The sequence below is a fragment of the Halorubrum sp. Atlit-28R genome (genome assembly GCF_003665955.1).
Taxonomy (GTDB): Archaea; Halobacteriota; Halobacteria; order Halobacteriales; family Haloferacaceae; genus Halorubrum; species Halorubrum tropicale.
The window spans coordinates 120,079-134,804 of the sequence record NZ_QPLS01000006.1; the positions used below are offsets into that span (position 1 = coordinate 120,079).

The window sequence follows — 14,726 nt, forward strand, 5'->3', positions numbered from 1 at the left end:
TCGGGAGCGACTCGCCACAACGCATGCGAGCGATGAGCGCGGTCGGCGACCGGTTTTCGCAGGCGGCGACCATTGCCCGGGAGCATCCCGAGCTCGCCGTCGCCGCGGCGCTCGTCGTCCTGATCGCGGTCGGCGTCGGCCTGATCGTGCTTCGGTCCCGGCGGACGGCCGGAGTGAAGTTCCGCCGACTGCTGGCCGCCGAAGACGAGATCACGGTGTTGATGCACCCGAATCCGGACCCCGACGCGATGTCGGCCGCGGTCGGGGTCGCCTCGCTCGCCGACCAGGTGGACGTCGACGCCACCGTCCAGTACCCCGGACAGATCCGCCACCAAGAGAACCGGGCGTTCCGGACCGTCCTCGACCTCGAGCTGGAACCGATCGAGCACGTGAGCGACCTCGCGGCGGAGTCGGTCGTCCTGGTCGACCACAACGAACCGCGGGGGTTCGCCGGGGCCGACGGCGTGTTGCCGACGGCGGTCGTCGACCACCATCCGGGAGACGGCGCCGGCGAGCTGTTCACGGACGTGCGGACGGACTACGGCGCGACCGCGTCGGTTGTCGCCGAGTACTTCCGGGACAACGACGCGGTGCCCGTCCCGCCGGACAAACACGCCAGCGAGACGTCGAGCGACCTGACGCTGTCGACGGACACGGCGACCGGCCTCCTGTACGGGATCCTGGCCGACACGAAACACCTCACCGTCGGCGCCAGCGAGCCCGACTTCGCGGCGGCCGCCTACCTCTACCCCGGGGTCGACCAGGACCGGCTCGACCGCATCGCGAACCCCGCGGTCGACGCGGAGGTGCTGGAGGTGAAGGCCCGGGCGATCGCGGGGCGGCGGATCGAGGGGTCGTTCGCGGTCGCCGACGTCGGCGGCGTGAACAACGTCGACGCGATACCGCAGGCTGCGGACGAGCTGATCCAGCTGGAAGGAGTCAGCGCCGTCGTGGTGATCGGCGAGCGCGACGAGACCGTCCACCTCTCGGGCCGGTCGCGCGACGACCGGGTCCACATGGGCAACGCGATAGCGTCGGTGTTAGACGACGTTGACAACGGGAACGGCGGCGGGCACTCCCGGATGGGCGGCGGGACGATCGAACCGGAGGTCGACCCCACCGGAGAGGGGGAGCGAGAGGTCGTCGACCGCGACGCGCTCGCCGACGGGCTGTTCCGCGCGATGGCGGGCGACGTGTGACCGAGCCGGCGAGCCGACGGTCGCCGCGACGCCCTCGGCGGCGCGACGCGCGGATTTAAGTCTCGGCCCGCGGTGGGTCCGACATGGACATCGATGCGTCGGTCGACGACGGCTGGCTCGCGCTCGCCGGCGTCGGCGCCGGCTACGGGATCGCGGTCGGACTGGTGTTCCTGCTGGTCTTCGTCGCGCCGTACCTCGTCGTCGCTGCGCTGTAACGGGCGCTTCGACGGGAGCGGACGGTCGGAAAAGGACTGAGCGGCCGCGACGCGATCAGGCGAACGCCAGCGAGTCGTCGGCGTTCGTCTCCTCGTCCTGGCGGAGCTTCTCGTGGGCCTCGAGGAAGTCGTCGACGGTGACCTCCGTGCGGTCGTCGCGGATGGCGAACATCCCGGCCTCCGTACAGATCGCCTTGATGTCGGCGCCGGACGCGTCGGGAGTCAGCTCGGCGAGCTCACCGAAGTCGACGCCGTCGGCGAGGTTCATGTTGCGGGTGTGGATCTGGAAGATGATCTCGCGGCCCTCGGTCTCCGGCTTGGGCACCTCGATGAGGCGGTCGAAGCGGCCGGGGCGCAGGATCGCGGGGTCGAGCATGTCGAAGCGGTTGGTCGCGGCGATGATCCGGACCTCGCCGCGCTCGTCGAAGCCGTCCATCTCGGAGAGCAGCTGCATCATCGTCCGCTGGACCTCGGCGTCGCCCGAGGTCTTCGAGTCCGTCCGCTTCGAGGCGATGGCGTCGATCTCGTCGATGAACAGGACGGCGGGCTGGTTCTCGCGGGCGACCTCGAACAGGTCCCGGACCAGCTTCGCGCCCTCGCCGATGAACTTGTGCACCAGCTCGGAGCCGGCCATCTTGATGAACGTCGCGTCCGTCTCGTTGGCGACGGCCTTCGCGAGCATCGTCTTGCCCGTCCCCGGCGGCCCGTACAGCAGGACGCCGCTCGGGGGCGTGATGCCCACGTCCTCGAACATGTCGGGGTGTTCGAGCGGCATCTCGACGGTCTCGCGGACCTCCTGCATCTGGTCTTCGAGTCCGCCGATGTCGGCGTAGGTGACGTCCGGCGAGTGCTCGACCTGCATGACGCGGGCGCGGACGTCGGTCTCCTTCTCCAGCTTCTTGACCACCGACAGCGAGTTGTTGACCGCGACGCGGTCGTCGGGGTCGAGCTTCTCGCGCATCTCGTCGGTGACCTCGGTGAGCGCCTCCTGGTTGTTGCCGTGCTGTTTGATCACGGCGCCGTCGGGCGTGATCTCCTGGACCGTCGCCACGAACAGCGGGGACTGCTTCAGCTTCTTGTTCTCGTGGGTGAGCCGTTCGAGCTTCTGCTGGTACTTGTTGTTCTCCGCGTTGGCGTCGAGGAGCTTGTCGCGCATCTCCTCGTTCTGGGACTCTAAGACGTCGAGCCGCTCCTGCAAGGAGTCGATCTTCTCCTGTTTCGACGCCGCTCCCTCGTCGTAGGGCATATCGACGTCGTCGACGGTGTCGCTCATTGTGCTTATTAAAGCGTCTCGCGGATAAGAGGCTTCGGGTGGGGGCACGATGCCGCCAGTATCGTCTGCGAAACGACGACGCGCGGGGGGTTCGCCGGACGGACTGGTCGGACCGAGGCACATGAATGCCCAATAGTAATGAGATGTGATAGTAAATATTATTATCCAGCATGCGATCGATCGAGGTACGCATGAGCACGACCGATGCCGTCACCGCCGAGGACGGGACCGCGGACCGCTGGGCGGCCGTTCGCGACCTGCCGCCGAGCGCGAAGCTCGTCGCGAAGGTGTTAGACTACAACGACACGCTGACCCAGAGCGAGCTTGCCGAGGAGACGCTGCTCCCGCCCCGGACCGTCCGCTACGCCCTGTCGCGGCTCGAAGAGGAGGGCGTCGTCGACTCCCGGTTCTCCTTCACCGACGCGCGCAAGCGGCTGTACTCGCTGGGGATCTGAGGCGGGGTTCGGACCGCGCCGCGGTCCGTCGGGTCAAGGGAGGGCGTCCGCGACCGTTTATCACCGATGCCGCGCCAGTCGACCCGTGGTCTCGACTACCGCCGTCAAGCGCGCCTTGGCCGCGCTCGCGACGCGCACCGACACCGCGAGGCGCCCGTACGTCGCCGTGATCGACGAGGCGGACGCCGCGCGCGCCGACCTCCGCCGGGCGGCCGGCTTCGTCGACGCCGTCGGTCTCGACCGGCTGGCGGAGGCGGTCGACGCCGCGGAGCGCGCGGACGACGAGGCCGCCGCCGAGCGCGGGCGCGAGGCGCTGGCCGCGTACCGGGCGTTCCGACGCGCGGCGGACGGCCCCGGCCGGGACGGCGACGCCGACGCCGGCGGCCCCGAGCGGCGCGGCGACGGGCGCGACCACTTCCGCTCCGGCCCCGGAATCCCTAAGCCGGACACCGGCCAAGACGCGGACAGATGACACGGGTGATCCACACCGGCGACACCCACGTCGGGTACTCGCAGTACCACTCGCCGGTCCGACGCCAGGACTTCCTCGACGCGTTCGAGGCCGTGGTCGACGACGCGGTCGACGACGGCGTCGACGCCGTCGTCCACGCGGGCGACCTCTTCCACGACCGCCGGCCCGAACTCGGCGACCTGATGGGGACCATCTCCGTCCTCCGCCGGCTCGACGACGCTGGGATCCCGTTCCTCGCGGTCGTCGGCAACCACGAGTCGACGCGGGGCGGGCAGTGGCTCGACCTCTTCGAGCGCCTCGGCCTCGCGACCCGGCTCGGCGACGAGCCGGTCGTCGTGGGCGACACCGCCTTTTACGGCCTCGACCACGTCCCCGTCTCGCGGCGCGACGACCTCGACTACGCGTTCGCCGACCACGACGCCGAGTACGCCGCCCTGGTCGCGCACGGCCTCTTCGAGCCGTTCGGCTACGCCGACTGGGACACGGAGACCGTGCTGACCGAGAGCGACGTCGACTTCGACGCGATGCTTCTCGGCGACAACCACACGCCCGACACCGCGCGGGTCGCCGGGACGTGGGTCACGTACCCGGGCTCGACCGAGCGCGCGAGCGCCAGCGAGCGCGTGGGGCGCGGCTACAACGTCGTCGTCTTCGACACCGAGGCGGCCGGCGGCGACGACCGGGTCGAGATCCGACGCCGCGCGCTCGACACGCGCCCGTTCGTCTTCGTCTCCGTCGAACTGCGCGAGGGCGAGGGCGAGTCGCGGGTCCGCGAGCGCGTCCGAGAGCACGACCTCGCCGACGCGGTCGTCCACGTCGAGGTCACCGGGGAGGGCGACCCGGTGACGCCCGCGGCCGTCGAGGAGTTCGCGACCGACGAGGGCGCGCTCATCGCGCGCGTCACTGACAGGCGCGAGGTCGACGCCGACGGCGAGGTGGACGTGAGCTTCGCCGACCCGGAGGACGCCGTCCGCGACCGCCTCGGCGAGATGTCGCTGTCGACCGCCGCGCGCGACGTGGAAAGCGCGGTCCGCGAGGACACCGTCCCCGACGCGAACGTGCGCGAGACGGTGAAGCGACGGGTCGAGGAGCGGCTCGACGGGGACCTCGGCGCGTTCGAGGCCGTGGAGCCCGACGCCGAGACCGACGAGGATGACGACGGCAAACCGGGTGCCGAATCGGATGACGCCGAGGGCGGCGACGAATTGGACGGCGACGCACCGGACGACGAACTGGACGACGGCGAACCCGAGCCGGACGAGTCCGACGCCGACCCCGCCGAGGCGACGGACGCCGACTCGGCGTCGCCGGACGGCCAGGTCTCCATGGAGGACTACCTGTGAAGTTCGACCGCGTCCGCCTCGCGAACTTCAAGCCGTACGGCGACGCCGACCTGCGGCTGACCGAGGGGGTCACCGTCATCCACGGGCTCAACGGCAGCGGGAAGTCGTCGCTGTTGGAGGCCTGCTTCTTCGCGCTGTACGGCTCTAAGGCGCTCGACGGGACCCTCGATGACGTGATCACAAACGGCGAGGAGGAGACGAAGGTCGAGCTGTGGTTCACCCACGACGGCGTCTCCTACCGGGTCGAGCGGCGGCTCAAGTCGTACGACGGCCGGATCGACCACCAGTGTACGCTCGAATCGACCGACGGGAGCGACGTGACGCGTGACGGCGCCCGCGCGGTCCGCGAGTTCGTCACGGAGCTGCTGCGGATGGACGCCGAGGCGTTCGTCAACTGCGCGTACGTCCGGCAGGGAGAGGTGAACAAGCTGATCAACGCCACCCCGCGGGAGCGGCAGGACACGATCGACGACCTGCTCCAGCTGGGGAAGCTGGAGGAGTACCGCGAGCGCGCCGGCGACGCCAGGCTCGGCGTCGAGGACGTGCTGGAGAACCGGCGCGGGCGGCTCGACCAGCTCGACGAGCAGATCGCCGCGAAGGAGGACCGCGACCTCCACGCGCGGCTCAACGAACTTGAGGGCGAACTGGGCGAGGTCACCGACGACATTGACCGGTACGAGACACAGCGGGAGCAGGCGAAGGAGACGCGCGACGCGGCCGCCGAGACGCTGTCGACGCACGCGGAGAAGCGGGAGAAGCTGGAGGCGGTCAAGTCGGAGATCGGCGAGATCGAGGCCGCGATCCGCGAGGCCGAGCGCGAGCGCGACGGCCACCGCGACGCGATCCGCGAGACGCGCGAGCGGATCGACGAGATCGAGGCCGAGATCGACGATCGGCTCGACGACGCCGGCCTCGACGCGGCGACCGAGGAGGCGATCGCCGACCGCCGCGCGGCGCTCGACGAGCGGGAGGCGACGGTCCGCGAGGGGCTCGACGACGAGCGGGTGAACGCCGAGGGGCTCCGCAATCAGGCGACGAACCTCGCCGGGAAGGCCGACGACCGGACCGAGCGCGCCGCGGAGGTCGAGGCCGAGGCCGACGACCTCGCCGACGAGGCCGAGGCGACGGCGGCGGAGGCCGACGAGGCCGAGTCGTCGGTCGCGGACCTCCGCGAGGAGGCCGACGAACTCCGCGAGCGGTTCGCGGCCGCGGACGCCGACGTCGACCGCGACGGCGTCGCCGACGAGCGGGACGCGCTGCGCGACGAGCGCGGCGAGGTCCGCGAGCGGATCGCCGAGCTGTCGGCGGAGCTGAAGAACGCCCGCGAGCGCGTCGCGGAGGCCGAGGAGCTGCTCGCGGCCGGGAAGTGCCCCGAGTGCGGCCAGCCGGTCGAGGACTCGCCGCACGCCAGCGGGATAGAAGAGGACCGCGAGCGCGTGGCGGAGCTGGAGGCCGAGCTCGAGGACGCCCGCGAGCGCGAGGGCGACCTAGACGACCGGATCGCGGAGCTCGACGGGCTCGCGAGCGCCGCCGACCGGCTCGACGAGATCGACGAGCGGGTCGAGACGCTCGAAGCGCGCGTCGAGGAGAAGCGCGAGGCGGCGGACCGAAAGCGGGAGACGGCCGAGGAGAAGCGCGAGCGTGCCGCCGATCTCAGGGAAGAGGCCGAGGAGACGCGCGAGGTAGCCGCCCAGAAGCGCGAGGAGGCGAAGGCGGCCGCGGCGCGCGTCGAGGAGCTCGAGTCCGAGCTCGCGGAGATCGACGACGCCCGCGAGGCGGTGACGGCGATCGAGGAGCGCCTGTCCGCCGTGGCGGACGCGGAAGACGAGATCGAGCGCCGCCGCGAGAAGCGGGAGAACCTCGAAGAGGTGAACGACGAGCGGCGCGACCGGCTCGCCGACAAGCGCGAGCGGCGCGACGAGCTCGCGGACGCCGTCGACGAGGCTGCGGTCGAGACGGCGAGGGAGCGGAAGCAGGAGGCCGAGCGATACCTCGAACGGGTCGCCGAGGAGCTCGACCGCCTCGGCGAGCGCCGAGAGGAGCTCCAGAACGCGATCGGCGGGGTGAAAGGCGAGCTCCGCGAGCTGGAGGAGCTCCGCGAGGAGCGCGAGGCGCTGGGCGAGCGGGTGGCCGCGCTGGAGGGCCTCCACGAGGAGACGAGCGAGCTTGAGTCGATGTACGGCGACCTGCGCGCGGAGCTCCGCCAGCGCAACGTCACCGAGCTGGAACGCACCCTCAACGAGACGTTCGAGCTCGTCTACGGCAACGACGCCTACTCGCACATCGAGCTCGACGGCGAGTACGTCCTCACCGTCTACCAGAAGGACGGCGAGCCGCTCGACCCCGAGCAGCTCTCCGGGGGCGAGCGCGCCCTGTTCAACCTCTCGCTGCGCTGCGCCATCTACCGGCTGCTCTCGGAGGGGATCGAGGGAGCGGCGCCGACCCCGCCGCTCATCCTCGACGAGCCGACCGTGTTCCTCGACTCCGGCCACGTCTCGCGGCTCGTCCGGCTCGTCGAGGAGATGCGCGGCTTCGGCGTGCGCCAGATCGTCATCGTGAGCCACGACGACGAGCTGGTGGGCGCGGCCGACGAGCTCGTCACCGTCGAGAAGGACCCGCGCTCGAACCGCTCGACCGTCCGGCGGGAGGACGCGGCGGACATCGAGGCGGCGTCGCTCGCCGACGACTGACCGCGGTCCCGCAGGACCGCCCTCCGCGTACTCCGACGGGCGGCCGTTCGTATCTCTTCCCCAGGCAGCGGGCGACGCTCACGCCCCGGCCTGCCCGAGCAGATAGGCGAACGTACCGAGGGCGACGGCGACGGCGAGCCCGGCGTACGCGAGCAGGTACCGCCACGAGTCCGCCGAGGAGTACCGGAAGGCGGCGACGGCACCGACTCCCGCGAGCGCGAGGAACCCGTACGCGACCGGGGGTCCGGCCAGCCCGAGGCGATGCGCCAGGACCCGTTCCGAGATGAGCGGGGCGAGGAGACCACAACAGACCGCGAGGAGGGCGCCGCCGAGGCGCCCGTTCGGTCGGAGCGCCATGGGCGAGGGGCGTCGGCCGACCGGCAAGTGCTTTCTGTCGGCGTCGGCCGTTCGACGCCGGCGGGATCAGCCGTCGTCCGACTCGGCGCCGCCGTCGTCAGCCGACTCGCCGCGCAGCAGCGCCAGCGCCTCGACCGCGACCGAGGTCGCCTCGTAGCCGCGCCGTCCGGCGACCTCGGCCTCGCCGACCAGGCCGGCCGCGCGGAACTCGGAGAGCGCGCCGTGGAGGTCGGACTCGCACATGTCGGCCGCGTCGAGGAGGTCGATGGCGGCGATCGGTCCCTCGTCGACGACCACCGCGAGCAGGCCGAGCGACCGGTCGTCGCGGACCGCGCCGAGCGTCCGACGGACCGGTTCCGGCACGCCGGAAGCGGCGGTCGCGAGCGGCGACTCGCCTTCCACGACCCGGAGGTCGTCGTTGTCGACGTAGCGCTCGACGCCGGTCGCCGGGTCCCGCACGCGGCTCGACTCGGCGGAGCGCTTCACGAGGAGGTACGTCTCGCCGTCGCCGTCGTGGACCGTCTGCATGATCGGAGGAGGGCCCTCGCCGGGTATTACGCTTCCGGGGGCGTCTCGTCGGGGTCGCGGTCGTCCGCCTCGGTCACCGTGTCGTCGGAGTCGGCGTCCGGCTCGGCCTCGTCCCGTGACCGCTTCCACGATCGATACGTCTGGTAGGTCCGGACCCCCGCTAAGAGGCCGACGACGAACAGGGCCGGACCGATCCGCGACCAGCCCTCGAAGAACCACACCATCGGGCCGAGCGCGACGAGGAGGACGGCGGCGTTGGCGTAGATGACGGCGACGACGAACGCGCGGAGGGTGTCCCGGTCCACGTCGCTCGCGCCCTCGAAGTCGCCGCCGTCGTCGAACGACTTCACCGAGGGCGCCTTCGGGATGTCGGGCGTCATCTCCCGCTCGGCGTCGGAGCTCTCGCCGACCGAGATCTCGCCCTCGTCGTCCTCGTCGAGGCTGAACACGTCCGGTCGTACGCCGCGCCGGTGCAAATGGGTTCCGTCCGAGCGCGGCGGCTACGGGGGACGGGATCGGCGCGGCGGGACCGAGGGCCGAACCCTCTCAGACCGCGTCGGCGAGCCGGACGGTTCGGCTCGCCTCGACCCACGCGAGGGGGTTCGCGGCGTCGAAAAGCACCACGTTTCCGTCGTCTTCGTACGCCTCCACCTCGGCGTCGACCGCGTCGGAGTCGCCCGGGCGAGCCACCTCGGATTCGGAGCGTGGGTCCGAAGACATGGACCGTGGTAAGTCATCACACATTATATGCCTTTCCGTGGCGGGATAGCTCGCCGCACCCGAAAGCCGAGTTTTTTAGCCGGGTGCCGCCGAAGGACGGATATGACTCAGTCGGGGCTGTCGGACTTCTCGTCGACCGGGGACGCGGGCGACGGGGCCGACGGCGACACGGACACCGAACGGGAGGAGCTGGCCGCCCAGGAGGCGGCCGTCGTCGCCGGCGGCGGCCGCGGGCACGTCAGCGACGTGGTCGACGTCGACGAGGCGAAGTTCCCGGAGTCGACCGGGACCGTCGAGCTGATGATCACCCAGATCGACTACGCCGTCGAGGGGTACGGGAGCGACGAGTACCCGGTCGTCCACGTGTTCGGTCGGCGGCCGGCCGAGAACGTGGACGGGGAGGCCGAACACGTCGACGGGGACCCGGACCACGACGTCGTCGAACACCTCCGCGTGCTCGGCGTCGAGCCGTACTTCTACGTGCCCACCGCCGACCTCGACCGCGACCCCGTCGAGGAGTACGACGTGGTGATCGGGACCCGCGAGGAGAGCCCCGACGGCGAGCCCTTCGAGAGCATCCGCGGCGAGCCGCTCACCCGGATCGTCACCCGGACGCCCCGCGACGTGGGGAACATCCGGGACGACTTCGAGACGAGCTTCGAGGCGGACATCCTGTTCCCCAACCGCTTCCTGATCGACAACGGGATCAACGGCGGGATCCGCGTCGAGGAGCGGCGCCTCGACGACGGGGAGGGGACGATCCAGGTCCACGAGGGCCACCTCGAACCCGCCGAGGTCAACGCCGACCTCCGCGTGAACACCTTCGACATCGAGGTCGACGACCGGCGCGGCTTCCCCGAGGACGGCGAGGAGCCGATCATCTGTCTCACCAGCCACGACTCCTACGACGACGAGTACGTCGTCTGGCTGTACGACGCGCCCGAGGCCGACATCCCGCCGCCGGCGGACCTCCCCGACTACGAGGGGATCGTCGGCGGCAACGGGGAGCTGGACTTCCGGGTCCGCACCTTCGAGGAGGAGGCCGCGATGCTCGACGCGTTCGTCGAGTACATCGACGAGACGGACCCGGACCTCCTGACCGGCTGGAACTTCGAGGACTTCGACGCGCCGTACGTCCTCGACCGGCTGGAGGTGCTCGACGAGGGGAGCCAGTACGACCTCGACGTCGACCGGCTCTCCCGGATCGGCGAGGTGTGGCGCTCCGGCTGGGGCGGCCCGGACGTGAAGGGGCGGGTCGTCTTCGACCTGCTGTACGCCTACAAGCGCACGATGTTCACCGAGCTGGAGTCGTACCGGCTCGACGCGGTCGGCGAGCGCGAGCTCGGCGTCGGGAAGGAGCGCTACACGGGCGACATCGGCGACCTCTGGGAGCAGGACCCCGAGCGCTTGCTGGAGTACAGCATCCGCGACGTGGAGCTGTGCGTCGAGATCGACCGGAAGCAGGACGTGATCGCCTTCTGGGACGAGGTGCGGACCTTCGTCGGCTGTAAGATCGAGGACGCGCCGACGCCCGGCGACACCGTCGACATGTACGTCCTCCACAAGGCGTTCGGGAAGTTCGCGCTCCCGACGAAGGGCCAACAGGAGTCGGAGGAGTTCGAGGGCGGCGCCGTCTTCGACCCGATAACGGGCGTCAAGGAGATGGTGACGGTCCAGGACCTGAAGAGCCTCTACCCGATGTGCATGGTGACGATCAACGCCGGCCCGGAGACGAAGGTCGACCCCGACGAGTACGACGGCGAGACGTACGTCGCGCCCAACGGGACCCACTTCCGGAAGGAGCCGGACGGCATCATGCGCGAGATGGTCGACGAGCTGCTCTCCGAGCGCGAGGAGAAGAAGGCGCTCCGGAACGACCACGACCCCGGGACCGAGCCGTACGAGCAGTACGACCGCCAGCAGGAAGCTGTCAAGGTTATTATGAACTCACTCTACGGCGTGACGGGGTGGGATCGGTTCCGTCTTTACGACAAAGAGGGCGCAGCAGCCGTCACAGCGACCGGTCGCGAAGTCATCGACTTTACCGAGGAGGCCGCTGAAGAGCTTAATTATCAGGTTGCTTATGGAGATACCGATTCGGTAATGTTATCTCTTTCTGACATGTCGAAGGAGGAGGCGATAGAGACCTCCTTCGAGATAGAGGACCACATCAACGAGCGCTACGACGACTTCGCGCGCGAGGAGCTCAACGCCAGCGAACACCGCTTCCAGATCGAGTTCGAGAAGCTCTACCGGCGGTTCTTCCAGGCGGGCAAAAAGAAGCGGTACGCGGGCCACATCGTCTGGAAGGAGGGGAAAGACGTCGACGACATCGACATCACCGGCTTCGAGTACAAGCGCTCGGACATCGCCGGCATCACGAAGGAGGTCCAACAGAACGTCATCGAGACGATCGTGACGGGCGACGACATCGACGACGACATGGAGGAGGTCAAGGGGTACCTCGTCGACGTCATCGCGCGGGTGCTCGACGGCGACGTGGACCTCGACGAGGTCGGGATCCCCGGCGGCATCGGCAAGAAGCTCGACGCCTACGACACCCCGACCGCCCAGGTCCGCGGCGCGAAGTACGCCAACCTCATGCTCGGGACGAACTTCGGCAGCGGGTCGAAGCCGAAGCGGCTCTACATCGAGAAGGTCCACCCGGACTTCTGGGCGCGGATGGAAGACGAGGCGGGGCTCGACCCCCAGCGGGACCACCTCTACGGCGAGTTCAAGCGCGACCCGGACGTGATCTGCTTCGAGTACGCCGACCAGGTCCCCGACGAGTTCGAGGTCGACTGGGAGAAGATGCTCGACAAGACCCTCAAAGGACCGATAGAGCGCGTGATAGAGGCGCTCGGCATGTCGTGGGAGGAGGTCAAGACGGGCCAGGAGCAGACGGGGCTGGGCTCGTTCATGTGACCGACGGCGAGGCGAAACGCCGGTCGTTGAAAGCACTTTTCGATCGGAAGAAAATTTCTTGGTCGATCTGCGATTTTTGAGGCGGAGATGCGTAACCGTTAACCCCCGCAACGCCCACTGTTCGCACACGAGGCACGAGAACACAATGGCAACTCTCGAAATCAACGACCTTCGGGCACGAGTGGCCGAAGAGGGCGGTGAACGGATCCTTCGCGGCGTCGACCTGACCGTCGAGTCCGGGGACATCCACGCGCTGATGGGTCCCAACGGCTCGGGCAAGTCGACGCTGGCGAAGGTGATCGCCGGCCATCCGGCCTACGAGGTGACCGACGGGTCGGTCTCCCTCCACCTCGACGAGGACGACGTCGCCGACATCGACGCCGACCTCGACGACGAGGATTACCACTGGGAGCTCCTGGAGCTGGAGCCGAACGAACGCGCCGCGCTCGGCATCTTCCTCGGCTTCCAGTACCCCGCCGAGATCGAGGGCGTCACCATGACGAACTTCCTCCGCCAGGCCCTCAACGCGAAGGCCGACGAGCGCGAGGAGCTGTTCGAGGACGAGGACGAGGAGTCGGCCGAGGCCGACGACGACGACGAGGGGTACGAGACCTCCCCGATGGAGGGCCCCGCGGACGACGGCGAGATCGGCGTCGCCGAGTTCCAGGAGATCCTCTCCGAGAAGATGGAGCTGCTCGACATGGACGAGAAGTTCATGCAGCGGTACCTCAACGCCGGCTTCTCCGGCGGCGAGAAGAAGCAGAACGAGGTCCTCCAGGCCGCGATGCTGGAGCCGAGCGTCGCCGTGCTCGACGAGATCGACTCCGGGCTCGACATCGACCGCCTGAAGGACGTCTCGAAGGGGATCAACGCGCTCCGCGACGAGCAGGGCACGGGGATCCTCCAGATCACCCACTACCAGCGCATCCTCGACTACGTCGAGCCCGACCACGTTCACGTCATGCTCGACGGCGAAGTCGTCAAGAGCGGCGGCGCGGAGCTCGCCGAGAAGCTGGAGGACGAGGGGTACGACTGGGTCCGCGAGGACGCCTTCGAGGCGGCGTAACCGAATGCGGGCACGCGACACACCTAAACACGGGAATCCGTAACAATACACTATGAGTTCACAACAGGACGACCTCAAGGAGACAGACACCGAGGCTCGCTTCGAGTTCAAGAAGGAGGAGAAGTCCGCCTTCAAAAGCGAGAAGGGCCTCACCGAGGAGACGGTCCGCGTCATCTCGGAGGACAAGGACGAACCGGAGTGGATGTTGGAGCGCCGCCTGCGCGCGCTCGAGCAGTTCCAGGAGATGCCGATGCCGACCGACTGGCCCGGGCAGCCCGATCTCTCTGAGGTCGACGTCGAGGAGATCGTGCCGTACATCCGCCCGGACATCGACAAGCGCGGCGGCGCGGACAGCTGGGAGGACCTCCCGGAGGAGATCCAGGACACCTTCGACAAGCTGGGCATCCCGGAGGCCGAGAAGAACGCGCTCTCGGGCGTCGGCGCGCAGTACGAGTCCGAGATCGTCTACCAGAACATGCAGGAGCGGTGGGAAGAGAAGGGCGTCATCTTCTGTGACATGGACAAGGCCGTCCAGGAGCACGAGGAGCTCGTCCGCGAGCACTTCATGACGAAGTGCGTCCCCCCGAGCGACAACAAGTTCGCGGCGCTCCACGGCGCCATCTGGTCCGGCGGTTCGTTCGTCTACGTCCCGGAGAACACCACCGTGGAGATGCCGGTCCAAGCGTACTTCCGGATGAACTCCGAGGGGATGGGCCAGTTCGAGCACACGCTCATCATCGCCGAGGAGGGCTCCGAGGTCCACTACATCGAGGGCTGTTCCGCGCCGAAGTACTCGGCGTTCAACCTCCACTCGGGCGGCGTGGAAGTGTTCGTCGGCGAGGACGCCCACGTCCAGTACTCGACCGTGCAGAACTGGTCGAAGAACACGTACAACCTGAACACGAAGCGCGCCATCGCCGAGAAGGGCGGGCGCATGGAGTGGATTTCGGGGTCGATGGGGTCGAAGGCGACGATGCTGTACCCCTCGACGATCCTGAAGGGGCGCGGCGCCTCCGACAACCACATCACCATCGCCTTCGCGGGCGAGGGCCAGGACATCGACACCGGCGCGAAGGTGTACCACAACGCGCCGAACACGAAGTCCACCGTCGAGTCGAAGTCGATCGCGAAGGACGGCGGCCGCACCAACTACCGCGGCCTCGTCCACATCGCGGACGGCGCGGAGAACTCCTCGACGGCCGTCGAGTGCGACGCGCTGATGTTCGACAACGAGTCGACCTCCGACACGATGCCGTACATGGAGATCAACGAGTCGAAGGTCGACGTGGCCCACGAGGCGACCGTCGGCAAGATCGGCGACGAGGACATCTTCTACCTCCAGTCGCGCGGTCTCGACGACGACGACGCCAAGCAGATGATCGTCTCGGGCTTCATCGAGCCGATCACGGAGGAGCTGCCGATCGAGTACGCCGTCGAGCTCAACCGGCTCGTCGAGCTGGAGATGGAGGGTTCGCTCGGATAA

At 69.0% G+C, this 14,726-nt stretch carries 14 protein-coding genes; 9 read left to right on the forward strand and 5 right to left on the reverse strand.

The window, feature by feature from the left end:
• Positions 1 to 23: 23 nt before the first annotated feature.
• The gene (locus DVK06_RS11250) at positions 24 to 1,199 is read left to right on the forward strand and encodes a bifunctional oligoribonuclease/PAP phosphatase NrnA (protein ID WP_053772409.1); all 1,176 of its coding nucleotides are present in this window, start codon (positions 24 to 26) and stop codon (positions 1,197 to 1,199) included.
• Between the two features lie 83 nt (positions 1,200 to 1,282).
• Positions 1,283 to 1,414 (forward strand): hypothetical protein, encoded by a 132-nt coding sequence (locus DVK06_RS19600; protein ID WP_255409713.1) that lies wholly within the window; start codon positions 1,283 to 1,285, stop codon positions 1,412 to 1,414.
• A gap of 55 nt (positions 1,415 to 1,469) precedes the next feature.
• Here the strand turns inward: DVK06_RS19600 and DVK06_RS11255 are convergent, their stop codons facing one another.
• The gene (locus tag DVK06_RS11255) at positions 1,470 to 2,687 is read right to left on the reverse strand and encodes a proteasome-activating nucleotidase (protein ID WP_053772408.1); all 1,218 of its coding nucleotides are present in this window, start codon (positions 2,685 to 2,687) and stop codon (positions 1,470 to 1,472) included.
• A gap of 191 nt (positions 2,688 to 2,878) precedes the next feature.
• Here DVK06_RS11255 and DVK06_RS11260 point away from each other — a divergent pair, with 191 nt between their 5' ends.
• The 4 genes from DVK06_RS11260 (at position 2,879) to rad50 (ending at position 7,647) form a co-directional block, all read left to right on the forward strand.
• Positions 2,879 to 3,142: a helix-turn-helix domain-containing protein gene (locus DVK06_RS11260; RefSeq protein ID WP_053772407.1), complete on the forward strand. Its 264-nt coding sequence runs from the start codon at positions 2,879 to 2,881 to the stop codon at positions 3,140 to 3,142.
• Between the two features lie 85 nt (positions 3,143 to 3,227).
• Positions 3,228 to 3,614 (forward strand): hypothetical protein, encoded by a 387-nt coding sequence (locus DVK06_RS11265; RefSeq protein ID WP_053772406.1) that lies wholly within the window; start codon positions 3,228 to 3,230, stop codon positions 3,612 to 3,614.
• On the forward strand, positions 3,611 to 4,957 hold the full coding sequence (gene mre11, locus DVK06_RS11270) for a DNA double-strand break repair protein Mre11 (RefSeq protein WP_121600335.1): 1,347 nt from the start codon (positions 3,611 to 3,613) through the stop codon (positions 4,955 to 4,957). Before DVK06_RS11265 ends, mre11 begins: the two co-directional genes overlap by 4 nt.
• Entirely contained in the window at positions 4,954 to 7,647 is a 2,694-nt protein-coding gene (gene rad50 / locus DVK06_RS11275; protein WP_121600336.1) for a DNA double-strand break repair ATPase Rad50, read from the forward strand. Before mre11 ends, rad50 begins: the two co-directional genes overlap by 4 nt.
• 78 nt (positions 7,648 to 7,725) lie before the next feature.
• Here the strand turns inward: rad50 and DVK06_RS11280 are convergent, their stop codons facing one another.
• The 4 genes from DVK06_RS11280 to DVK06_RS18975 all read right to left on the reverse strand — a co-directional run bounded on the left by DVK06_RS11280 (position 7,726) and on the right by DVK06_RS18975 (position 9,252).
• Positions 7,726 to 8,004 carry a hypothetical protein gene (locus DVK06_RS11280; RefSeq protein WP_121600337.1) on the reverse strand — a complete coding sequence of 93 codons (279 nt, stop codon included), beginning with the start codon at positions 8,002 to 8,004 and terminating at the stop codon, positions 7,726 to 7,728.
• A 66-nt stretch (positions 8,005 to 8,070) separates the two neighbouring features.
• Positions 8,071 to 8,532 carry a hypothetical protein gene (locus tag DVK06_RS11285; RefSeq protein WP_121600338.1) on the reverse strand — a complete coding sequence of 154 codons (462 nt, stop codon included), beginning with the start codon at positions 8,530 to 8,532 and terminating at the stop codon, positions 8,071 to 8,073.
• Positions 8,533 to 8,558: 26 nt separating this feature from the next.
• Positions 8,559 to 8,981 (reverse strand): hypothetical protein, encoded by a 423-nt coding sequence (locus DVK06_RS11290; RefSeq protein WP_121600339.1) that lies wholly within the window; start codon positions 8,979 to 8,981, stop codon positions 8,559 to 8,561.
• Between the two features lie 97 nt (positions 8,982 to 9,078).
• A complete protein-coding gene (locus DVK06_RS18975; protein WP_199718638.1) occupies positions 9,079 to 9,252 on the reverse strand; it encodes a hypothetical protein in 174 nt (57 codons plus the stop codon).
• A 102-nt stretch (positions 9,253 to 9,354) separates the two neighbouring features.
• Between DVK06_RS18975 and DVK06_RS11295 the strand changes: the two genes are divergently transcribed.
• From DVK06_RS11295 to sufB, 3 genes are all read left to right on the forward strand, one after another.
• Positions 9,355 to 12,177: a DNA-directed DNA polymerase gene (locus DVK06_RS11295; RefSeq protein WP_121600340.1), complete on the forward strand. Its 2,823-nt coding sequence runs from the start codon at positions 9,355 to 9,357 to the stop codon at positions 12,175 to 12,177.
• Between the two features lie 145 nt (positions 12,178 to 12,322).
• Positions 12,323 to 13,243: an ABC transporter ATP-binding protein gene (locus tag DVK06_RS11300; RefSeq protein ID WP_121600341.1), complete on the forward strand. Its 921-nt coding sequence runs from the start codon at positions 12,323 to 12,325 to the stop codon at positions 13,241 to 13,243.
• Positions 13,244 to 13,295: 52 nt separating this feature from the next.
• Entirely contained in the window at positions 13,296 to 14,726 is a 1,431-nt protein-coding gene (gene sufB, locus DVK06_RS11305) for a Fe-S cluster assembly protein SufB (protein ID WP_121600342.1), read from the forward strand.

Bases quoted from the DNA above. Each gene is read 5' to 3' on its own strand.
- DVK06_RS11250 (WP_053772409.1), top strand. From the start codon at position 24: ATGCGAGCGATGAGCGCGGTCGGCGACCGGTTTTCGCAGGCGGCGACC.
- DVK06_RS19600 (WP_255409713.1), top strand. From the start codon at position 1,283: ATGGACATCGATGCGTCGGTCGACGACGGCTGGCTCGCGCTCGCCGGC.
- DVK06_RS11255 (WP_053772408.1), bottom strand. From the start codon at position 2,687: ATGAGCGACACCGTCGACGACGTCGATATGCCCTACGACGAGGGAGCG.
- DVK06_RS11260 (WP_053772407.1), top strand. From the start codon at position 2,879: ATGAGCACGACCGATGCCGTCACCGCCGAGGACGGGACCGCGGACCGC.
- mre11 (WP_121600335.1), top strand. From the start codon at position 3,611: ATGACACGGGTGATCCACACCGGCGACACCCACGTCGGGTACTCGCAG.
- DVK06_RS11280 (WP_121600337.1), bottom strand. From the start codon at position 8,004: ATGGCGCTCCGACCGAACGGGCGCCTCGGCGGCGCCCTCCTCGCGGTC.
- DVK06_RS11285 (WP_121600338.1), bottom strand. From the start codon at position 8,532: ATGCAGACGGTCCACGACGGCGACGGCGAGACGTACCTCCTCGTGAAG.
- DVK06_RS18975 (WP_199718638.1), bottom strand. From the start codon at position 9,252: ATGTCTTCGGACCCACGCTCCGAATCCGAGGTGGCTCGCCCGGGCGAC.
- DVK06_RS11295 (WP_121600340.1), top strand. From the start codon at position 9,355: ATGACTCAGTCGGGGCTGTCGGACTTCTCGTCGACCGGGGACGCGGGC.
- DVK06_RS11300 (WP_121600341.1), top strand. From the start codon at position 12,323: ATGGCAACTCTCGAAATCAACGACCTTCGGGCACGAGTGGCCGAAGAG.
- sufB (WP_121600342.1), top strand. From the start codon at position 13,296: ATGAGTTCACAACAGGACGACCTCAAGGAGACAGACACCGAGGCTCGC.